The organism is Candidatus Woesearchaeota archaeon (assembly GCA_021735165.1).
GTDB lineage: Archaea > Nanobdellota > Nanobdellia > Woesearchaeales > 21-14-0-10-32-9 > JAIPET01.
This window is the reverse complement of the sequence record JAIPHP010000020.1, coordinates 1-21494: the sequence shown is the minus strand read 5'-3', so window position 1 is coordinate 21494 and position 21494 is coordinate 1. Positions and strand designations below refer to the sequence as shown.

Genomic DNA, 21494 nt, shown 5'->3' with positions numbered 1-21494 from the left:
AATTGATACGCCGGGTTTCGCTACGCGAAATCCATTGGGCGCTTTGCGCCCAAAAACTTTATTGAAAAAAATAAGAAGGAGGGATTACTTCCTCCCTACACTAAAGTGTAGGGTATCCGTAATCAAACAATGTAATGAACGAACGTTTTTGTGTGCAATAAAAACAAAGTTTTTATTCGCATGCCAAAAATCAAAGATTTTTGTGCAGGTTGGGGTACGACAAAAGCAAAGCTTTTGTGTACAATAAATGCAAAGCATTTATTTGTATTAAACCCCCTTCGCTAGCGCGCAATAACATTAGAACTTAAAGCTTATTTTCAAACGATTATTTTTTAGAACGACAACACAAATTTTTAATTTATGTTAAAATTATATCCCCTTCTTTTGTTTCTTCAACTAACCTATCACTTTTTAATTCTTCTATCAAACGCATTACTTCGGATTCCATCATACCTTCCATTTGCGCTTCATAATTTATGTGTTCTCTCATAATCTTAGCATTAGGTCCTGTAGACAAATCTCTCAATATGTTGAGTAATTTTATTTTGCTATCCATACTGCTCTCATTCATTACTCGAGAAGCCATCATTCTTTGGACGCGCATTATCTCATCAAAACTATTTGGATCCATAATCTATTTTCCCCCGAACAGTATATAAAAGGCACAACTAAAATATAAATGTTCTGGAATGAATATACATAAACGTATATTAAATTGTTTAAAGAAAGAAAAAAGTATTTCAACAAAAAAAGAATTATTCTCTTAATTTCCAACATTTAATGAAAATTCAAAGAAGCACTTGAGAAAGCAAGACTAAAAATTCCTGCGTTCAAAAGTACGGTTGGACAGCAACGATATGCTTACAGTTTTCATACGTTGAGACATACGTATGCAACTTACTTATTGGAGCAAGGTGTTGATTTGTATTATGTGCAAAGAAGCCTAGGTCATGCTGATATTCACACAACACAAATTTATGCACATATTAGTAATCGTGATTTGCAGAATAAGATTAACGAAGCATTTGGAAGCAAGAAGTTTGTTAGTAATCAAAGACCTTCAAAGAGAACAGATGATCCTCTGCAGATTTTGAAGATCAAGTTTGCAAATGGAGAAATCACAAAGGATGAGTTTGAAGAGAAATATGATGTATTGTCGGAATTATAATTAATGAAGAGATGATTTTGATGCATGAGGTGCTATTTTTTGTCACTTTATGTATTAAAATAGAAAAACATTTAAATATTAAATAGTAAACACTTGTTTGTAAAAAGGTAAACAGCCATGTTGACGAAAACTCAATTCAAAATAATGGAGATATTTGTTGCGAATCTCACAAAACGATTTGGTGTAAGGGAGATTGCAAAACTGTTAGATATGAATATTTCTCTTGTACATAGAAATATAGTTCCATTAATAGAAGCTAAGATATTGATCAAGGATGATAAAGGTTATTTATCAGTTGATTTTAGAAAGAATCACGATTTGCTTAGTTTTACAGAATATGAACGAAGAAACAAATTTTTGAAAAAAAATAAAATCATTAAATTAATGTTAAATGAGATAATCAAGGAGTTTCCTTATGGGTATTATTCTGTCGTTATTTTTGGTTCGACCGTAATAAGTCCGAAACCAAACGATTTAGATTTATTAATTATTATTGAAAAAACAGATGACATCGATAATGCTGAGAAGTATTTGTATCATATCACAAGAAATTATACCTTACCAATACATTCATTAGTTGTGTCGTTTGAAAGTGTTTATGGAATGCTTACTCCAAGAGAAGATAAGAATGTTATGACGGAAGTATTAAACAAACACTTATTGCTTTATGGAGCTGAGTTATTTTACAAGTTGCTTACGAAAGGGAGGGAATAAAAATGCTTGAAGAAAAGAAGTTAAAGGAAATTCAGTCTAAAGTTAAGAACTATCTTGATGAAGGTATTATTAAAACAAAGCAAAAGAAAGAATTTGTTGATTTCTTTTTATCTAATGCTAGAAAATCTTTAAAATGTGCAAATGCGTTGTATGATCTTTCAACTGATAAAGAATTACAAAGTAAAGCTAATTATTCTAATTTTGATGGATTCTTATGGGTTGTTAATGCTGCATATTATTCTATGTTTTATATGGCAAGAGCGCTTTTAGAAAGTGAAGGAATTAAATTAGATTCTGAACAATCTATTCATGCATTAACTTTTGATGCAGTAATCAACTTCTTTTATCTTAATGGAAAATTGCAAAAGAAACTTATTGAAGATTTTGCTGAAAGCTTAGAAGAAGCTTCAGAGATATTAGGCAAGCAAAAAGCAGATTTGCTTATGGAAGATTATTTCTTTGAAAAAGGAAAACGAGCAATCTTTACTTACAGAACAGAAGAAGTGGTTATTCAATCAAAAGCAAAAACATCTTTAGAAAGGGCGAAGAGATTTAGTGAAGAAATAAATAGCATAATTGAAAAGTAAGTCAACTGCTAGTGCAACTGTATGGTTCTTTTATAAAAGAATTGGCAACCGATAATGCTTGGTGTGTTTGCAGAATTCTTTGTTTTTAGCCCGCGTCTTTGTTTTTCAACTGTTGGTATAATACTACTGTATGAAGTGGTTATTTGTATAGTTGTTCTTTTAGTTCTAAGATTTTTTGTTCTGTCTTTTTTGATCCTAGACAAAAGCTTTTTTTCTTATCAACATAGTTTTTGTAGTTTTTATGTTCTTTTTTTGGAGCGGTGATTATCCAGTAATCAAAGTGTTTATTGAGCCATTCAACTTTGTTTTGTATTTGAGTTTTGTTGTTTGTTCCTGTTTCTATTTCTACAGCAATTTTTTTGTTTTTGTAGATGAATGCTACGTCTGGTCTCATTTCGTTTATTGAGTATTCTATTTTTGAGTTGGTTTGATCTATGTTTGCTAGGACAACTAAAAAATTGTAAGAAAGAATATAAAAAAGTATTTATTTTTTTAAGTAAGTTTTTGGAACTAAGAATTGTCCATTTGATTGATATTCTATTCCTTTATGAATAACTTTTTGTTCATCACTGATATGGATCGTATCATCAATGGTTTTAATTTTTTGCGCGGTTGCGCCTGCAGCGCCAAGATTAGCGACTCCGTCGCCTACCACGGCAAAGACGCCATTATCGTGCATGTAGCCGGCAACACCACCATAGTAACGACACAACGGGCGCCCTAACAGTTTTTTAAATCCTGTATTGTCTAGTCTGTGAACAACATATATTTCATCTCTTCCTTTAATATTTTGATAGTAATCTGCAAGTTCATTTGCATCATCCACTCCGCCTGCAAACATTTGAAATATGCCGTATTCTTTTGCAAGAGAAATAGGGATTTGTTTATCTGAAGGAAGTATTTCAAAGTCCTTGTCTTTTTTTACTTCTGAAATAATTATTCTTGGTTGTGTTCGATCTTTAATTTTTCCTTCTCTCATTTCTTTAAAAGTGTATACAGCTATTTGTGAATCTTGTTTCGTGATATATTTAAAAAAATCTTTGTCTATTGGCATAAACCCGTAGTTTTGCATAGTGTTCCATTTTTCCTTTAACACTTCTGTATCTGATAATTCTCCAAATCCGTGTGCTACTATAAACTTATGTCCTTTCCAATGTCCGTGATATTGTGCGGAAGTTGTATCAACAAATGTTTTTTTAAGAACATTTACAAAATCATCATCTTTTTGTAGTCTTATCGTATCTAGCATAGTTGCAACACGAACTAAATTAGGATTATTTTCAAGAATTTGATCTGCTTCTTCTCTGGCTGAAATGTACTTTTGATTATTTTCTTCTTCATTAATTGTATTTGATGTTGTGAATACAAATTTATTTTTTGGATTTTCGGGAAATGATGTGGCCATATAAAATCACCTTTTGATAGTTTAGCATATGTATCTATTAATACTATTTAAATCTTTCACTTTTGTCGTTATTTTAAAGTAGTGTTTTTAGTTGTCGCGCACATCCTCTCTAACATAAAGACAAGATTTTAATGCACTTTCCACATTTGTAAAAAAAAGACACATTACACAAAACAACGTCACAAAATCTAAGAATTTTAAACTGTTAATCACTATTAAGTGATATATGTGTCGAAATGTTTATATACTTTTATTTTTTCTTCTTTACAAAGGTCGATATTTATGCCTATCAAAAAAATACTCGAAAATTTTTCTCCCTCTGTAGATCACATGATTAAAGCAAAAGAACATAAATTTTCGCAAAAACAAAAACAGACTACAAAGATAGTACAAAAGATTTCACAGATTAATTCGTATCTTGTTGAAGTACTTGAAAATAAAGAGCTTCAAGCCACACTTCATGCAGCAGACATTTCTTCCATCACAATTTATAATATAAACGATGAGTTTACGGAAGATAAACTAAGTCTTGAATTATTTTATGAAAATTCCATTGCACAAATCGGGTTAACTCTCTCCGGCACAGGCTGGGGCAACTATTCTTTAATGAAGGTCGATATTAATAAAGTCTCTTCACTAGAACTTGGACAATTTTATTCTGCCGCAGTCACCCAAGATAGTCGAGCGATTATGACAACCCCAAAATACGATCGTTGCAAGACTCTTGATAAACAATTACTAGTCAGTTACCTACTGGAAAAACCTCTCAATGGGCTTCCTTCCATGTTAGTTGAAAAGAAACAAATAGAACGTTTTTTTGAATCAGAACTACAAACTAAGCTACATCTGAGAACCATACAATACAAGAATTAGTGCTCATTAACAATTAAAGAAAAAATTCACGTTCTTTTCATCCCACTCATCAAAGCGCAAGAAAAGACGATGTTTTACCAAAATCAAGTTTTATTAACTTTTGTTACTCCGCAGTAGTCTTTATTAGAAACATTTATAGATTGCGCATAGCGTGCGACGGCTTTTGTGTCGCCCGAATCTCTGGCTTTCACCCATTGGACGGAGGCGATATGCGTGAAACACAAAGATGTGCAGAAAGATTATCTGCAAAGGTTTGAAGTGCTTAAAAAACGGCTTTATAGCGAGTTCTCGTGGCTTAGCGGTCGTGATTTATCCAATTTGCTAGGCAAGATTGGTCATTATCACTATGATCGTAAAGGTTTAATGCTTGTTGGTGAGGACAGAGAGTTTTATGATTTCTTGATGAAGAATGGTTATAATCCTTACACTGTTTATCGTTGGGCGCTTTTAGAACGGGTTCCTGAGGAGATTAGGCAGAAGCTTAAAGAGAATAAGATTGGGCAGAAAAAGGCTATTTCTGAGGCTTACGTGCGAAAACGTGAAGCAGAGAACAAAGTGTTCACTGGCTTGCATGAAATGGGCTTGACTTTAATTAAGGGGATGTAGAATGGGACAAAATTTTGCAAGACCAAATGCTACAAAAAGAAGCTTGCCCAATGTCTTTAACAAAAAGCAATTAGTTGCCTTGTTTGAAAATATTGAAGATACACAAGTTTTCATGGGTTCATTAATTGCTTTGTTTTGTGGGCTTCGTATCAGTGAAGTTTGTAATTTGAAAAAGCAAGACTTAGATTTAGACGCTGAAAAGCTAATTGTCCGTCAAGGTAAGGGAAGTAAAGATAGAGTGGTGATGGTACCATCACCATTAATAATGCTTTTGAAACGATGGTTTCATGCAACAAAAGAAACAGAATATTACATTTCAAACGAATATAATTACCCTTATTCCTCAGGACTATTATCGAGAAAGTTTAAAGAAGCACTTAACAAGGCAAGACTAAAAATCCCTACATTTAAGAGCACAGTTGGACAGCAAAGATACGCCTACAGTTTCCATACGTTAAGGCATACATACGCAACTTACTTGTTAGAACAGGGAGTTGATTTGTATTATGTGCAAAGAAGTCTTGGACATGTTGATATTCACACAACACAAATTTATGCATATATTAGTAATCGTGATTTGCAGAACAAGATTAACGAGGCATTTGGAAGCAAGAAACTAGTGACTGAGCTTAAGTCTTCAAAGAAGAACAATAATCCTTTGCAGATATTGAAGATAAAGTATGCTGAGGGAGAACTCACGAGAGAAGAGTTTGAAGAGAAGTACAGTTTATTGTCGGAGCTTTAAAATGTCAAAAAACTGCCTTTTTACCGAAATATTTTTATATTATAAAGTGTTAATAAGTATCACTTTATGGAATAAAATGAAATATGGCTTATTGGTTAAAAAATTGAACTTGATTGATAAAAAGATTATCACATCAGATGAATTAAAGAGCTACTGCTCTATGGTTGGAGTTACTTATCTTGATGCAATTAAATATCTTATTAGGTATAAGTATCTTCATCGTATCATGAGAGGAATTTTTTATAATCCTTCTATTCGAGAACGTAAAATGAATGGTTTTGACATGACATATAGGGAAGCAATCATAAAAGCTTTAGAAATTAAAGGAGTAAAAAATTGGTATTTTGGTCTTGAAACCGCAATAAAATTGAATAATCTTACTCATGAGTTTTTTGTAGTAGATTATATTTTGAACGATTCTATTGCCAGAACTAAATCATTGGAAGTATTTGGTAATAAAGTAAGGTTTGTTAAGGTTAAGTCAGAACTGTGTAACTTTGGCATGAAAAGAATAAATTATTTGAAATTTTCAGACGTAGAAAAAACAATTCTAGATTTTATTTATTTATTAAAATACAGAGGATATGAAGCTCCTTTAATCAGAAGTAAAATTATAGACTATGTAGATATTGCATCAAAAGATAAGCTAAAAACTTATGCAAAGAAATACAACAAAACTGTTGAAGAATTCGTGAGGTCACTATGAAAGAACTAATTACACATTTAAAATCTAAACTTAACATCGATAAAACAAGATTCTTGGAAAAAGATATTATCCTGCACAGAATACTAGTGCGTTTAATGAAAACAAACTTCAAAAAAGAATATGCATTCAAGGGAGGTACTTGTCTCACCAAGTGCCATTTGGGGTATTATCGTTTTTCAGAAGACATGGATTTTACATATATTAAACAAGAAGAATTAGTTGGAAAAAGTCAAAATCAAATAAGAAAAATACTCTCCAATAAAATCAACGAAGTAATGGATTTACTTGTTGAAATTTCAAAAGAACTTAATCTTGATTTTAAATTAGAAAAAGGAAATGCAAAATACGTCATGCTCGGTGGCAGTAATAAATTCACGACATTTAAGATGTGGTACAAAAATCAAGACGGAGCTGATGACTTTATCAAGCTACAAATTAATTACTTTGAAACAATTATTAACAAGATTATTGTAACAAAAGCGAAAAGCTTGTATTCTTCAATTAACAAAGGAGAATTACAACTTCTATTCCCAGAATATTCTGATATTTTAGAAGAAGTGGAACTGCAAGCATACCCTTTGGAAGAGATTTTTCTTGAAAAAATACGAGCAATACTTACCAGAAGAGGAACCAAAAGCAGAGACTATATTGATGTTTACTTGTTAATCAAAAAATTACATCTTGATTATGAAGCAGTTGAATTGGATGTTATTAAGAAAACAGAATTTATGCTAGTTTATGATAAATACTTGGAAAATCTTTCTGTTATTAAACCCGAGAAATTAGTTCTTGGAGAGGAAGAGAATCTTTTACTCGAGCCATTAGAAAAAGATTTTAAAGATTTCTTGCCCAAGTTCTTTAAGTATCTGGTGAAGCTAGAAGAAAAACTTAGAGCCACACAAGAATGATTTTTTGCCGGCGTAAATGCCAGAGATATTGCCGGTGAAAGTTAGGAGTAGGTTGGGTGTAACTTGGGAGAAAAATGACTTCAGCCGTACAAAATTATATCAGGGTTTTATAAATAAACCTCGCAACCATTATTTTGCCTAATTCTTGGTTTCTAGGGTTTGTGTTGGCAGAATTGCAGGGTTGCAACCGTCGGCATTATACTGCTAATAATTACTTATTATCTCGTTGATCTGTTGCTCTGCTTGTTTGAGTGTTAGGCAGTAGGATGTTTTGTTGTTGGTGTGTTGTTTGTATTTTGCTTTGAGTTGTCTTGAGCATATTATTATCCATTGGTCGAAGTTTTTGTTGAGCCAGTCTACTTTTTGTTTTATTTGTATGTCTTTGTTGGTGCCTGTTTCTATTTCTACTGCTAGTTTTCCATCTGGATAGATAAATGCTATGTCTGCTCTGAGGTTTCCTTTTTGGTATTCTATGTGGCTGTTTGCTTCGTCTATTTCTGCTATTAGGTGTTTCATGCAGAAGTGATAGTCTGATTCGCTTGGATTATTGTTTTTTATTATGAGGTTGTTTCCTGTGGTTCCGTCTCTGTAGATGAATGGTTTGAATTTGTAGCCGTATTTTTTTATGAGTAGTTCTCTTTCTTCTGGTTCTAATTCGTCTGCACAGTAATATTTATTTGAAAGTAGTTCTTTATCTTCTTCGTTAATTGGTTCTTCTTCTGTTTTTGTTACAAGTTGTAGTTTTCCTTGGCTTTGAAGTTTAAGTGCTTTATCGTAAAGTTGTTTTTCTTTTAGGGGTAGTTGTGAGTAGTTTGTTGGGTATGCTTTGTGTTCTTGTACAAATTCAGTTACTTCTTGCCATAGTTCTTCTAATTCTTCTTGTTCTTGAACTATTTCATCATATTGTCTTGTTGCGTTTGTTATTGCTTCTTGATAATATTTGAGTGCGTGTTTGGGTATTGCTCTGTTGGATTTTACTTTTTTGAAATAATCAACTAGTTGTTTTGTTTGCTGTTCTTTTTCGTATTCAATTTCTTCTAATCGTTCTTGCCGTCTTTGTTCTAAGTATTCTTCGTTATTTAGTTCAATGATTTTTTGTTCTAATCCTTTTGTTTTTTCTTCAACATATTGGGGAAATCTTTGAGAATTAGTTCTTTTTACAAAGTTTTTTAATTCTTGCAATCCCTCTTTAGCCTCTTCTGAAGTTTCATATTCTCTTTCAACTATTCGTTTGATTGTACATTTGATGTGATTTTCTTCGTCTTTTCTGAGCTCTATGAATTTTAGAATTAATTTATAGCTTACAATTATAACAAAGATTGATCCTGTGATAACTATTGTTGTGTTCATTGTTCCCATATCCTCTGAAAATCATCAAGAACACGCTTTCCCGAGTAGTTTAGGTAAATGTCTGTTGTTGTGATTGAGCTGTGTCCAAGAATCGCTTGTAATGCCCTCAAATTTCCGCCTTTATGTAAGTATGTTACGGCGAATGTGTGTCTTAGTACGTGTGGGCTTACGGTTTTTCTTATTCTTGCTCTGTCTGCAACTACTTTGACGTATTTTTGTATTGTTCTCATTGCTAGTGGGAATCTTGTTTCTTTGGTGAATAGTTGTGTTACATAAAATTTTGCTAGGCTGCTTAAGGGTATGACTCTTCGTTTCTTTCCCTTGCCGATTATTGTGATGCAGTTTCGTTGCCATGAAACGTTTTCTTCTTTGAGATTAGCTAATTCTGAAACTCTCATCCCCGTATCAAGAAGTAGGTTGATGACGAGTTCCTCATCAAAGTTTGTACAAGACTTTCGAAGTAGTGAGACTTCGTCTTCTTCTAAAGGTTCCCGTTTGTATTCCATTTTTTTATCGCCTCCTAATAAGCTTCAGGCTCTCATAGTAAATAAAGCGATGTCGGAGAAACGTCCCCCCAAAGGCACCTCAGTTAACATCTAAGAATACAACGGTCGTCATGATAAAATAATATAACTCAGAGTTTGTAATACAATTTATTTTCTAGGTTTTACTTTTTTAAATTCTTGATATGAAACAAACTTTTTCTTGTCTTCTTCTTTTAATTCACAGATTTTTGTGTGGTTGTTTATGAATTCTAAGAATTCTTCTTTGTTAAATTCTAATTCGTTGAGTTTGGTTGCTAGTTGTTGTAGTTTTATTCTGCAAGTTTCTCTTTGTGGTTTGTTATAGTAGCATTTTCTGTAGCAATTGGTTTTCTGATGCCATTGAATATAATATATTATGTTTTTCTTTTTTTGTTTCCCTTTAATATTTGCTAGAACTAAGTTAATTTCGTTATAAGATACTGAGTTGTTGTTGATTCTTGTTTTGATTTCTTTTAGTGTGTCGTTTGACGATTTAATATTTTTTAGAATTATTTTTATTTTGTTATTTGGTAGTATTTCTTTGAGTTTTATTTGGTGGTGTTCTACGAGTGTTGCTAAGTGTTGCCAGATTGTTCCTTCTTTTACTCCTCGTTGTGTTGTTATTTGGTTTATGGTTAGTCCTTTTTTGAATAGTTGTAGGGTTTTTTGTGTACTGAATTCAAATTTTGATTTTTCTACTTTTGCGTTGAAGTTTTCGTGTTTTTTTACGCTTTGTATTTTTGGTTCTTTGTTTATGGGGAATTCTTTGTTGAATTTTTTGGTTAGGTTTTTTCTGTATTTGTATGTGTTAGCGTTGCTTGCGTATGCTAGGTGTCCTTCAAATATTTCTATTGCTTTTTCTCGTTCAATTTTTTCGCTGTTATATTCTTTTTTTGTTTTTCTTAGCTTGGTTTTGAATTTGTTTTTGTTCTTTCTTTGTAACGTCTTGTAGTGATAGAAGATTTTGAATCCTAAGAAGTTTATTCCGTGTTTTAGGTCGATTATTTTTGTTTTTTCGGGGTGAAGTTCTAATTTTAGCTTTTGAGTTAAAAAGGTTTTTATTTTTTGTTCAAAATTTCTTAATTCTTGTTTGTTTTTACTTAGAATTACGAAGTCATCGACGTATCTTATGTAATGTTTGGCTTTAAGCTTGTGTTTTACATATTGATCTAGTTCATTTAGGTAGATGTTTGCGAATAGTTGGCTTGTTAAGTTTCCAAGAGGCATTCCGTGGTGGAGTGTTTTTGATTCGTGGTTTTCTAGAATTATCTTTATTAAGTTCAGTATGTTTTCGTCAGTTATTTTTTGTTCTAAGAGGTTTAGTAAGATGTTGTGGTTTACTGATGGGAAATAGTGTTTTATGTCTGCTTTTAATACGTAGCAGTTGTTTGTGTTGTTTTTTGAGATTTTTCTTTTGAAGTAATCAAATCGTTTGATTGCGTTTAGTCCTCCTTTTCCTATTCTGTTTGCGTAGCTATCATCGATGAATGATTTTTCAAATGTTGGTTCTATGATGTTGCAGATTGCGTGGTGTATTACTCTGTCTCTGAAGTCTGATTTGCTGATTTTTCTTGTTTTGGGATCTCTTAGAATAAATGTTGTTAGTGGTTTTGGTTTATATGTTAACATTAAAAGTTCGTTTCTTAATTGCAAAAGATTTTCATTAAGGTTTTTCTCAAATTCTATGACGTATGGTTTGAGCGTTTTTCCTTTTCGTGCTTTTCGAAATGCTAGTTCGAGATTATCTTGCGAACATAGGTTGCTGTAATTTATTTTGGTCATTAATTTAGTCTGGTTTTTGTAAGTATTATTAAACTGTACGAGAATAATGTGTCCCAGAAAACGTAGTTGTACTATTCCAAGCAAAGAGGCATTATTGTTAAGGTTGTTGTTCCCGTTGACGTTGGAATTATTATTACCAACAGAGCCACCAACCAAAAGCCGCCCCAATGTAGCCCTTTTACTGCTAAAACTCAATAATTTTGAGTTTGTTCACTGCCACTTCATTGCTGTCGTGACTGTATTTTATAACAGTTATACTGCCTTAGTAAAAGGACGTGTAGTTCCAATCCACTCTTGTTTTATACTCTAGTTTTTATCAGAGCAACTGGGACAATAGAATCAAGAAAATAACAAATATAAAAAATTATTGTTTAATTATCTTATAAGGGCTTGTTTCTAAAACTTTGTTTAATAGTTCAACTTGTTTGGGAGCGAAGTTATCCTCTAACTTGCCATACTGTAAAACTTCGTCTAAAGATGCTATCTGCAATTTTGTTGAATAATTTTTTTGCGCGATTGCGCCTGCGGCGCCATTGTTAGCGACTCCGTCGCCTACCCCAAGCAAAGAGGCAAGACTGCTAAGGGAGTCGTACCCGTAGACGCGGGAATAACCACCAACAGAGCCACCAACCAAAAGCCGCAATCCAGTAAAGCTTCCAGGATAAAATCCTAAAATATCATTAATATTGCTTACACTATGATGTTTTTTTACAACTGTGATATATTCGTTTTTCTTTTGTTTCTGTCCTTGAAATAAATGGCTCATGATTCTTGAACGAGCTTTATTATTACTGTAAGCATTATTTCTTAGTTCATTTGCAATATTTTTGTTTACGGTAAAACTTCCATCTGATTTTTTTACAGCCTCATAAACATCACGACCACCAAAATCAAACGAATAACTATTGTTCAATTCAGTATTTGAGTTTATTCCTGAAATCATTTCTTTTACAAATTGCAGATCTGATTGTTCTAAATCGTGAACGATGACTATCTCGTCATTTTTTTCTAAACTAAGCATAGGATTTCCTGCCAAATCAAACCAGTTGTTGTAAAGAAGATTTCTATCATTTTCATCAGAGTTATATTTTTCCATTCTTCCAGTTGCCAAATCATAGAAATTACCAAATTTCATGTTGCTTGCAACAAGTTGTGGAATTGCGCCTCTGACTGTGTCTCCTGTGAAATTGTCAAATTTTTGAGTGGGTTTTGATGGTTTTGTAAAATTATGTTTTTCGGGCATATAGCTCACCTTTCGATACTTTTATTATGTGTATCTATTAATACTATTTAAATCTTTCGCTAATGTTGTTACTCATTAGTAAATATATTTCTTGTCGCACACTCTCCCGAATATAAAGACAAGATTTTTATAATCTAAACGTCACTCTCTTTATAAATAAACAATTCATGGGTTTGAGAGCCCAGAGATGTTGGTGCGCCGTTTTTCACGGTTTTTGATGCGTTTTCCATTTTTGCACAGAAAGACGCAAGACGGCGTATAAGTGCGAAATCTAAGGGTTTCGGGCTGTTAATCACTATAAAGTGACAACATGCCGAAACATTTATAAATCAGAGACAATATCGACCAATAATGGTGAACTAAATGAGGATAGAAGACGCAATCAAACAATTTTTAGGCAAACAAATGAAGCCCGAAGAATATATTTTAGCACTACACAAAGAACAAATCACAAAACACAACGGAAATACAAAAATTGAATATATGCCAACAGAACAAGGATATACAAAAACAATAAGGGACCTCAAACTTACAAAAACTCGCGATGTTAGCCACCCGCACATAATCCACCAAGGAGAATATGTAATGAGAAAAACAGAACTTCATTTCAATGATTTTGGAAACTTATTCAAAAAAGTTAAAGAAACATACCTAGTAGAAAATGAAGGCATAAGCGAAATGCCCGAGGGTATGGCTAAAAAAACCATCATTTATGATCCTCCCGGCTCTTTTTTTGGAAAAAAAGCAAATATCGAAAATTTCTGTTCTGAGACTGCTTAAAAACACAAAAGAACATCTAACACAAAAAAAAACCAAAGGCATAACTGATGTTTGTAAAACAAATTCAGTCATAATGTAGCCTTTGGCTCTGTTTTTTCAATTTTGTGTTCACAAAATACACAAGGCAATCCTGGCCGTCGAAGTACGCTCTTTTTCTTAAATAATCTTTGCCAAATTCCAATTTGTAAGAATTCGCATCGATTTTTCCCCCGCATACTGGACAATGCTTATCATCTAAATTTTCTGTTCCTTTTAGATTTTCGAGTCGTTTTTTTATCGCTCGATCTATATTTCCTGAAACTAAATCTCTTTTTAATAATGTCAACTCATCTTCTTTCATTTCTTTTATAATGGATGCGAGCTTATTCATTTTGCCCTCCGAGAACAATATCTAGTTCTTGACCTAACAACAACACCGCTTTTTTTTTCTGGTTGAGAAAATATTCTTCTTTGTTTTTTATTCCGTCGTAGAATTCTTTAGGTGTATGACTCCAAAAAACTATTTTGTGATCTTCACCTTTTATTTTTACGATTTTTGAACTTTGATGCCTATATTTAGAGATTTCTTCAGAAATTACTAGGATGTGCGTTTCATCTTTTTTTGTTTCCATATAATATATTCCCTCAATTTGCTCAAAATCTTCTATTAGTTCCAAATATAATTTTAGAATTATTTCACTTTCTGCGTAAAGATCATTTTGTATTAAATTAATGATAAGAGACATCGTGGGAGTATCTTTTATTGTTTTTGTTGAAACTCTGTTTTGAGATACATCTATTAGGATTTGTTGATTTTTTATTATAGAATAAGCTATTCTTTTATCTTGTTTTTTTCTTCCCCCAGGACCTTTATCAATTCGTTGTTTTTTTAAATATCCGAGTGCTTCTAAAAGTTTCAATTGCTGACTAATATTCCCAATAGAAACCCCCAATTTTTCTGCTATTTGTTTTGGAGTGTCGAATCCTTTTTGTATTTGTTGAAGTATCAACCATTTAGGACCTGAAATATTTTCTAAAGTTTGAAGCATATAATTTTTTAATATAATAACTATATAAATCTTTCCATAGTTTAATAAAAGTGAAATAATAATATAATCATAATATCATACTATAGCTTTTATTAAGTTATAATGCATCGTATTTTAATAGGAAGATTTAAATACTAAAACAAAAACGATAATAATACTCAAAGGGGACAAAAAGGGGATGAATAATTGAAAGTACTTATGCTTGGATGGGAGTTTCCTCCTTTCTTTGCTGGCGGACTTGGAGTAGTCTGTTATGAAATGACCAAAGTCTTTGCAAGAAGACCAGATATAGATGAATTAATTTACTTAATGCCCTACGGTCCGCGGGATGGAAAAAGCCATATTTCTTTAAAAGGAGCCAACCAAGTAATACAAGAATACAAAGAAAAACTATCTAAAGAACAACAAGCAATAGTTAACAAAATAACTTTTAAATTCGTACCTACAATTTTAAGCTCGCCATACATGACCCCCGAAGAATACAAAAACCGATATGAAGAAATGAAAGAAAAAATAAATTTCAATTCTTTAAAATGGCAAGATCTAAATGCTTTAAATGAAGAATTAACTGAAATGAATTATTATGATCAAAAAAATGCAAAAGACATACTATATGGCAGAAACATCTTTGAAGAAGTATTCAAATTTGCAAAAAGAGTAGCATACATAACAAAAAACTTGGATTTTGATGTTATACACGCTCATGACTGGATGACTATGCCTGCAGCTATAGCAGCTAAAAAAATGTCTGGTAAACCACTCGTAGTTCACATCCACAACACAATATACGATAGATATTTAGGCACAGGAGGTTTTGACGAAAAAGAATTAGAAATTCAAGGAATGCAAGAAGCTGACAAAGTCATAGCAATATCTAATCTTGTAAAAAACCATTTAGTTCACAAATACATGATTCCTGAATCTAAAATAGAAGTAATACATAATGGATCTACAGATTTAGATGAAACCAGATATAATGCTAAAGAAATATTCAAAAACAAAAAAATAATTTTATTTGCAGGCAGAGTAACTATGCAAAAAGGTGGAGAATACTTTGTAAAAGCCGCAGCTAAAGTAATAAAATATTGCCCAGATACAGTTTTTGTAGTTGCTGGCAGCGGAGATGCTCTAGGAAAAATGATCGATTTAGCAGCAGAATTAGACGTTTTAAAATATTTTTATTTTCACGGATTTTATACTTTGCAAGAAAGAGACATATTTTTTGGCATGGCAGATCTGTTTGTTATGCCAAGCGTAAGCGAACCTTTTGGAGTGGTGCCCTTAGAAGCCATGGCTAAAAAAACACCCACAATAGTATCATACCAATCGGGAGTGAGCGAAATTCTTCAAAACACATTTAAAGTTGATTTTTGGGACATAGATAAATTAGCAGAAAAAATAATTTGCCTTCTTAAATACGTAAATATGCACAACCAAATAAGTGAACAAGGGTATTTAGAGTGCAAATCAAAAACATGGGATGAACCCGTAGATAAGATGATAAAGATATACAAAAATTTACAGGAGGATTGTTCATAATGGTAAATGTGTGCTTTTATTTTCATGTGCATCAACCTCACAGATTAAAACACTTTAGAATCTTTGATGTAGGTCAAAATAAAGAATATTTTGATGAAGAAAAAAATCGAGAGATAATAGAGAAAATAGCACACAAATGTTATTTGCCAATGAACAATTTATTATTAAAACTCATAAATAAACATGGTGGAAAATTCAAAGTTTCTTTCTCAATAACAGGAGTTTATTTAGAACAATTAGAAAAATTTGCGCCTGATGTTTTAGAAAGTTTCAAAAAACTTGCTAAAACAGGTTGTGTTGAGTTTGTTTCTGAAACTTATCATCATTCATTATCCTTTTTGTATTCAAAAAAAGAATTTATTAGACAAGTAAAAATGCAAGAAAAAATTCTTGAAAAATATTTTGATGCAAAACCTAAAATATTTAGAAACACAGAGCTAATATTCAATAATGAACTTGCTAAATTTGTTGAAGAACTTGGATATAAAGGCATTCTTTGTGAAGGTGCAGATAGAATTTTAGACTGGAAAAGCCCTAATTTTGTTTATGGCAACACATATGCATCAAACATCAAACTTTTAACTAAAAATTATAAATTATCAGATGATATCGCATTTAGATTTTCTAACAAAGGATGGCAACACCACCCTTTAAGCGTTGAAAGATACGTAACTTGGCTAAATAAAATAAATGGCAATGGCGAAGTCGTTAACTTGTTTATGGATTATGAAACTTTTGGAGAACATCAATGGGAAGATACAGGAATTTTTAATTTTATGGAAAAACTTCCTGAAGAATTCCTAAAACACCAAGATAATGGTTTTATGACTGTAAGCGAAGCAATCAACCTTCCTAAGAGAGGCACATTAGATATGCACGAGTACGTTTCTTGGGCAGACACTGAAAGAGACTTGACTGCTTGGCTTGGAAATAAAATACAACAGCTTTCCATAAAAGAATTATATGAATTAGAAGATTATGTTTATAGATCTAAAGATAAAAAATTAATTAATGATTGGCAAAAACTTACAACATCAGATCATTTTTATTATATGTGCACCAAATATTTCAACGATGGAGACGTACATAAGTACTTTAGTCCCTACGAGTCCCCGTATGAGGCCTACATCAATTTTATGAACGTCCTCAACGATTTGGTGCTACGTATAAGAAATAAAACACAAATAAAAAAAGAAATTGATGAGGGTGGTGAGCAAGAAACGGTTTCAGTCTCTGAAACGCCTAGTATTTTGCTCACACAACTCTTATCTAAATAAGAGGTGAAAAGTATGTCTCAAACAAAATTAGCTGAAAATAAGCAAAATATAAAAAAGAAAACTGCAAAGAGAAAAACAAAAAAAGCAAGTTCTAAAAAAACAAAAAACTCGGAGAAAACATTAGTGGATGCTCCAGAAGAAAAATACTTTGTAATGTGTAATGGACACCATGTAAAAAACCCGCTAGAATTAGCAGATGCTCTAGAACATATACGCGACGAAGTATTTGAACATCATGTTAATGATGCAAAAAATGATTTTGCTACTTGGATACACGATGTTTTTGAAGATGTTCAATTAGCTAAAGAGTTAGGTAATGAAAAAAATAAGAACAATACAAGAATTGTATTGTATAAACACATCGTTAGAAGATTAAAAAAATAAATTTGCAAAAAAATACTAGGATATTATCTAACAATAATTAAATGGTAGTATAAAATGATAGTGCAAAAAAATAAGGTGGAAGCAGAACATGTATTTGAAGTGTCCTGGGAAGTCAGCAATAAAGTTGGCGGAATATATTCAGTTATAAGTAGCAAAGCTCAGCTTATGAATCTCAAATACAAAAATTATTATTGTATAGGGCCTTATTTCAAAGAAAAAGCAAATATTGAATTTAATGAAGAATCTATTCCTGAAGAATTTAAGGAAGTTTTTGATGAGTTAAGAAAAGAAGGCGTAATTGCTCATTATGGTAAGTGGCTTGTAAAAGGAGAACCAAAAACAGTGTTATTAGAGTTTTCTTCACTTAAATTTAAAATTGTTGATTTAAAAAAAGATTTATGGATGCATTATGGAGTGGATTCTTTATTTAGTTCATGGGAATTTGAAGAACCTATGTTATTCTCTTACGCAGTTTATTTGTTTGTTAAAAAGCTTGAGAATAAAAATAAAATTAATTGCGATAAAACAATTCTACACTGTCATGAATGGATGTCAGGATTTGCAGCGTTATTTATGAAGAATTCAAAATCTAAAATTTCAACTGTTTTTACAACGCACAGCACAGTTTTAGGAAGAAGCATGAGCAGTCATAATCAAGACTTTTATGAACAATTACAATCTTTAAAAGTTCATGAAACCGCAAAAAATTTAGGAATCATTGATAAACACACTGTTGAAAGAGCATGCGCATTATATTGTGATGTATTCACAACCGTTTCTGAAATTACAGGCAAAGAAGCAGAATACGTTCTTGGCAAAAAGCCAGATGTTATTGTAATGAATGGATTGGATATGAATCAATTCCCAAATATTGAAGAAATGTCCTTGCAACATAAAGAATCAAAAAGCAAACTCGATGAATTTTCAGAGTATTTTTTTGGTCCATATTATGAAATTGAACCTAAAAACAACATTTACTTTTATCTCGCTGGCAGATACGAATTTATGAATAAAGGCATGGACGTCTTCATAGAATCGCTTAAAAAGCTTAATCAAGAACTGAAAAGAATCAATAGTAAAAAGAACATAATTGTTTTTTTCTTTATCGCGATGCCAAATAATGGAGTGAAAACCAAGTTATTAGTTTCTAAGAATAGTTATAAACATATGAAAAATTATGTTTTAAGCAAAAGCAATGAATTTTTTGAAAGGACTGTTGTTGACTTCATGAACGATAAAGACCCTAGAACAAATGTTTTTTCTCCAGAATTTATGAGCGAAATGAAAAGAATTGTAAAAAGATTCAAGCAGGAAGGCACACCTTTAGTTATAACTCATGACATTTATGGAGAAGAATCTAATAGTATATTAAAGTCATTTAGTGAAAATAATTTAAACAACGTTGAAAGTGATAAAGTAAAAGTCATATATTATCCTGCTTATCTTGATGGAAGTGATTCTTTATTAAATTTAGATTTTTATGATGCAGTCACGGGTTGTAATTTAGGTGTGTTTCCAAGTTATTATGAACCTTGGGGGTATACTCCTTTAGAATCTGCTTCCCTTGGAGTTCCTGCAGTTACGACGGACTTAACAGGTTTTGGTCAATATTTACTCCCTTCAATTTCCAATTTTGAAAATGATATTAAAGGAATATTTGTTTTGAAACGTCAGAAAAAAAATAAAGATGAAATTGTTGATGAATTATTTAAAATTCTTCTTAATTATGCTTTGTTAGAACATGAGGATAGAGTCGAAAACAAGATACGTGCTAAACAATTAGCGAATTTGGCAGATTGGGATTTGTTGATTGAAAATTATATTAAAGCGCATAATTTAGCTTTGCAAAACCATAAGAAATTATGATTGTCTTCTCGCGTATGCTCTTACTAAATATTGCTTTGCCATTCTATTAGTATTAAAATAAGATCCATTTATTGCTAAAGAATATCTCATTATATCTGAGTAAATTTTATTTTTTTCATAAAATATTTTTGTTATTTCTTGTAGTTTTTCATAAAACGATTCAGAATCTTTTTTATTTATTTCTTGATCTGATCCTTCCGGATTCTCTTCTCCTATAGACCAACCAGTTTTACCTTCTATACAACCTTCTATCCACCAACCATCTAAAATAGATAATGATGGAACTCCATTGTGTGCTGCTTTCATACCACTTGTTCCAGAAGCCTCTAAAGGTCTTTTCGGAGTATTTACCCATAAATCGCAACCCGCAGTCATTAATTTTGCTATATGCATATCATAATTTTCAAGATAGGTTATTTTTATCTCATTAACTAATTCTTTAGCTTTTGTCACGATTCTTTTTATTATTTCTTTACCTTGGATGTCTCGAGGGTGTGCTTTGCCTGCAATAACTATTTGAATTTTGAATTTTGAATTTATTTCTTTTAGTTTGTTTAAATCACTAAATATTATTTCTGCTCGTTTATATTCAGTAGTTCTTCTTGCAAATCCAACTGTAAATTCATCATAATCAAATCCTGCGTTTGAATGATGATTTATATGATTTATTAGTTCTTTTTTTGCTTCAACGTGAGCAGACCAAATTTGATCTAAAGGAATTCTTAGTGCATTTCTTAAATCTAAAGGATTTCTCCTCCAATCTTGCAAATGTTTATCTAACAAAGCAGCTATTTGCGGGGAAGTCCATGTATTGGTGTGCACTCCATTTGTTATATAATCTATATTGTATTCAGGGAACATTTTTTTACTTACTTCCTGATGTTTTTTAGATACTGCATTTATGTATGCTGAAAATTCCATTGCAAGTACAGTCATACTAAACTTATTTTCGTTAGTTATTAGTTCTCCTATATATCCTGGGAGTAGGTCTCCTAAACATCTTTTTACATGTTCATAATCAAAAGAATCATGACCTGCAGGCACAGGTGTGTGCGTTGTAAATGAGCATTGTTTTCTTATAATTTGAAGTCGTTCATTTGGATCATTAATATCTATTTTTTCTCTGTATAGTTCAAGAGTTAAAAATGCTGCGTGTCCTTCGTTCATATGAAATTTTTTTGGAGTATAATTTAGTTTTCTTAGAAGTTTTATTCCTGCAACTCCTAATATTATTTCCTGTTTTAGTCTATAATCAAGTTCTCCTCCGTACAAATGACTAGTCAAATATTTATCTTCTTCCTGATTTTTTTCTATATTTGTATCTAAGAATAAGATTCTTATTTGTTTCCCAGAGACGCCATTAATTATCTTTTCCCAAGCAGTTACAAAGACAGATCTATTTTCTATTTTTATTTCTACTTCTAAATCGAGTTTGTTTAAAAAATCATTCACAGACCAGTTATTGTCTGATTCTATTTGGTTACCTTGAGAGTCTATTGTTTGATAAAAATATCCTTTTTCACTCAACAACGTTATTCCTACAACATCCATGCCAATATCTGCCATGCTTTTGAGTGTATCCCCTGCTAAAACACCTAAACCGCCACTATATGTAGGTATAGATTCATCTAATGCAATTTCCATACTAAAATACGCAATTAAGTCATCAAAGTCCTGCATGTTTTTAATGTTCTAGTTTTTATTTATAATATTTTTGTTTATTTGTTTTCCATATAGAACCTATTTATTTTTATTTGCATCCAAAATCGAATTAACACACAACTCCTCTTGCCACAAAACACACACCTCATAAACGAAAATAGTCACTTTTAAGTGGTGCTTAACCGTAAAGTATTTAAAGTCTGTTAAGTGATCTGTTAAAGACTATGAAGAAAAAGAGTTTCTTTAGAAAAGGCCTTGAAAAAGTAATCTTGACAGCATCAGGATTGTTGTTGTTAAACAGCATAAATACTGCTCAGACTACTAATTTAACGTTTTCAGGTGAAGTA

General features: G+C 31.8%; 22 protein-coding genes and 1 pseudogene. 13 read left to right on the top strand and 10 right to left on the bottom strand.

Annotated features, from left to right (window positions below):
- Nucleotides 1-358: 358 nt before the first annotated feature.
- Nucleotides 359-631, bottom strand: a complete 273-nt coding sequence (locus K9L97_05180; protein ID MCF7872398.1) for a hypothetical protein — start codon at nucleotides 629-631, stop codon at nucleotides 359-361.
- 189 nt (nucleotides 632-820) lie between these two features.
- Between K9L97_05180 and K9L97_05175 the strand changes: the two are divergent.
- The 3 genes and pseudogenes from K9L97_05175 (at nucleotide 821) to K9L97_05165 (ending at nucleotide 2469) form a co-directional block, all read left to right on the top strand.
- Nucleotides 821-1009, top strand: a pseudogene (locus K9L97_05175) (tyrosine-type recombinase/integrase).
- A gap of 276 nt (nucleotides 1010-1285) precedes the next feature.
- Entirely contained in the window at nucleotides 1286-1882 is a 597-nt protein-coding gene (locus K9L97_05170) for a hypothetical protein (GenBank protein ID MCF7872397.1), read from the top strand.
- A 2-nt stretch (nucleotides 1883-1884) separates the two neighbouring features.
- Nucleotides 1885-2469 carry a hypothetical protein gene (locus K9L97_05165; GenBank protein ID MCF7872396.1) on the top strand — a complete coding sequence of 195 codons (585 nt, stop codon included), beginning with the start codon at nucleotides 1885-1887 and terminating at the stop codon, nucleotides 2467-2469.
- 139 nt (nucleotides 2470-2608) lie between these two features.
- On the opposite strand, the gene K9L97_05160 is transcribed toward K9L97_05165, so the two are convergent.
- Complete coding sequence (locus tag K9L97_05160) at nucleotides 2609-2863, bottom strand: hypothetical protein (GenBank protein ID MCF7872395.1); 255 nt, start codon at nucleotides 2861-2863, stop codon at nucleotides 2609-2611.
- Between the two features lie 90 nt (nucleotides 2864-2953).
- Nucleotides 2954-3874 carry a hypothetical protein gene (locus tag K9L97_05155; protein ID MCF7872394.1) on the bottom strand — a complete coding sequence of 307 codons (921 nt, stop codon included), beginning with the start codon at nucleotides 3872-3874 and terminating at the stop codon, nucleotides 2954-2956.
- Nucleotides 3875-4204: 330 nt separating this feature from the next.
- Between K9L97_05155 and K9L97_05150 the strand changes: the two genes are divergently transcribed.
- The 5 genes from K9L97_05150 to K9L97_05130 all read left to right on the top strand — a co-directional run bounded on the left by K9L97_05150 (nucleotide 4205) and on the right by K9L97_05130 (nucleotide 7712).
- Nucleotides 4205-4747 carry a hypothetical protein gene (locus K9L97_05150; GenBank protein ID MCF7872393.1) on the top strand — a complete coding sequence of 181 codons (543 nt, stop codon included), beginning with the start codon at nucleotides 4205-4207 and terminating at the stop codon, nucleotides 4745-4747.
- 213 nt (nucleotides 4748-4960) lie between these two features.
- A complete protein-coding gene (locus K9L97_05145; GenBank protein ID MCF7872392.1) occupies nucleotides 4961-5353 on the top strand; it encodes a hypothetical protein in 393 nt (130 codons plus the stop codon).
- A gap of 1 nt (nucleotide 5354) precedes the next feature.
- On the top strand, nucleotides 5355-6098 hold the full coding sequence (locus K9L97_05140) for a tyrosine-type recombinase/integrase (protein ID MCF7872391.1): 744 nt from the start codon (nucleotides 5355-5357) through the stop codon (nucleotides 6096-6098).
- 76 nt (nucleotides 6099-6174) lie between these two features.
- Nucleotides 6175-6804, top strand: coding sequence for a hypothetical protein (locus tag K9L97_05135; GenBank protein ID MCF7872390.1), 630 nt, complete (start codon nucleotides 6175-6177; stop codon nucleotides 6802-6804).
- On the top strand, nucleotides 6801-7712 hold the full coding sequence (locus tag K9L97_05130) for a nucleotidyl transferase AbiEii/AbiGii toxin family protein (protein MCF7872389.1): 912 nt from the start codon (nucleotides 6801-6803) through the stop codon (nucleotides 7710-7712). The genes K9L97_05135 and K9L97_05130 overlap by 4 nt, the downstream gene beginning before the upstream one ends.
- A gap of 204 nt (nucleotides 7713-7916) precedes the next feature.
- Here the strand turns inward: K9L97_05130 and K9L97_05125 are convergent, their stop codons facing one another.
- The 4 genes from K9L97_05125 to K9L97_05110 all read right to left on the bottom strand — a co-directional run bounded on the left by K9L97_05125 (nucleotide 7917) and on the right by K9L97_05110 (nucleotide 12611).
- Nucleotides 7917-9071 (bottom strand): hypothetical protein, encoded by a 1155-nt coding sequence (locus K9L97_05125; GenBank protein MCF7872388.1) that lies wholly within the window; start codon nucleotides 9069-9071, stop codon nucleotides 7917-7919.
- Nucleotides 9059-9568 carry a tyrosine-type recombinase/integrase gene (locus K9L97_05120; GenBank protein ID MCF7872387.1) on the bottom strand — a complete coding sequence of 170 codons (510 nt, stop codon included), beginning with the start codon at nucleotides 9566-9568 and terminating at the stop codon, nucleotides 9059-9061. The genes K9L97_05125 and K9L97_05120 overlap by 13 nt, the downstream gene beginning before the upstream one ends.
- A 147-nt stretch (nucleotides 9569-9715) precedes the next feature.
- The gene (locus K9L97_05115) at nucleotides 9716-11368 is read right to left on the bottom strand and encodes a helix-turn-helix domain-containing protein (protein ID MCF7872386.1); all 1653 of its coding nucleotides are present in this window, start codon (nucleotides 11366-11368) and stop codon (nucleotides 9716-9718) included.
- A 364-nt stretch (nucleotides 11369-11732) separates the two neighbouring features.
- Nucleotides 11733-12611, bottom strand: a complete 879-nt coding sequence (locus tag K9L97_05110; protein MCF7872385.1) for a hypothetical protein — start codon at nucleotides 12609-12611, stop codon at nucleotides 11733-11735.
- A gap of 363 nt (nucleotides 12612-12974) precedes the next feature.
- On the opposite strand from K9L97_05110, the gene K9L97_05105 reads away from it, so the two are divergent.
- Nucleotides 12975-13391 carry a hypothetical protein gene (locus K9L97_05105; protein ID MCF7872384.1) on the top strand — a complete coding sequence of 139 codons (417 nt, stop codon included), beginning with the start codon at nucleotides 12975-12977 and terminating at the stop codon, nucleotides 13389-13391.
- Nucleotides 13392-13455: 64 nt separating this feature from the next.
- Here K9L97_05105 and K9L97_05100 read toward each other — a convergent pair whose 3' ends face one another.
- Complete coding sequence (locus tag K9L97_05100) at nucleotides 13456-13761, bottom strand: hypothetical protein (GenBank protein ID MCF7872383.1); 306 nt, start codon at nucleotides 13759-13761, stop codon at nucleotides 13456-13458.
- Nucleotides 13754-14419, bottom strand: coding sequence for a MarR family transcriptional regulator (locus K9L97_05095; protein ID MCF7872382.1), 666 nt, complete (start codon nucleotides 14417-14419; stop codon nucleotides 13754-13756). The genes K9L97_05100 and K9L97_05095 overlap by 8 nt, the downstream gene beginning before the upstream one ends.
- 186 nt (nucleotides 14420-14605) lie before the next feature.
- Between K9L97_05095 and K9L97_05090 the strand changes: the two genes are divergently transcribed.
- Genes K9L97_05090 through K9L97_05075 form a run of 4 tightly spaced genes read left to right on the top strand, consistent with a single transcriptional unit; the run spans nucleotide 14606 to nucleotide 19485 of the window.
- On the top strand, nucleotides 14606-15958 hold the full coding sequence (locus K9L97_05090; protein MCF7872381.1) for a glycosyltransferase: 1353 nt from the start codon (nucleotides 14606-14608) through the stop codon (nucleotides 15956-15958).
- Nucleotides 15958-17235 carry a glycoside hydrolase family 57 protein gene (locus tag K9L97_05085; GenBank protein MCF7872380.1) on the top strand — a complete coding sequence of 426 codons (1278 nt, stop codon included), beginning with the start codon at nucleotides 15958-15960 and terminating at the stop codon, nucleotides 17233-17235. Before K9L97_05090 ends, K9L97_05085 begins: the two co-directional genes overlap by 1 nt.
- A gap of 12 nt (nucleotides 17236-17247) precedes the next feature.
- Nucleotides 17248-17619: a hypothetical protein gene (locus K9L97_05080; GenBank protein ID MCF7872379.1), complete on the top strand. Its 372-nt coding sequence runs from the start codon at nucleotides 17248-17250 to the stop codon at nucleotides 17617-17619.
- A gap of 54 nt (nucleotides 17620-17673) precedes the next feature.
- Entirely contained in the window at nucleotides 17674-19485 is a 1812-nt protein-coding gene (locus K9L97_05075; protein ID MCF7872378.1) for a glycogen/starch synthase, read from the top strand.
- On the opposite strand, the gene glgP is transcribed toward K9L97_05075, so the two are convergent.
- Nucleotides 19480-21165 (bottom strand): alpha-glucan family phosphorylase, encoded by a 1686-nt coding sequence (gene glgP / locus K9L97_05070; protein ID MCF7872377.1) that lies wholly within the window; start codon nucleotides 21163-21165, stop codon nucleotides 19480-19482. The two genes, K9L97_05075 and glgP, sit on opposite strands and share 6 nt — an antisense overlap.
- Nucleotides 21166-21494: the final 329 nt, after the last annotated feature.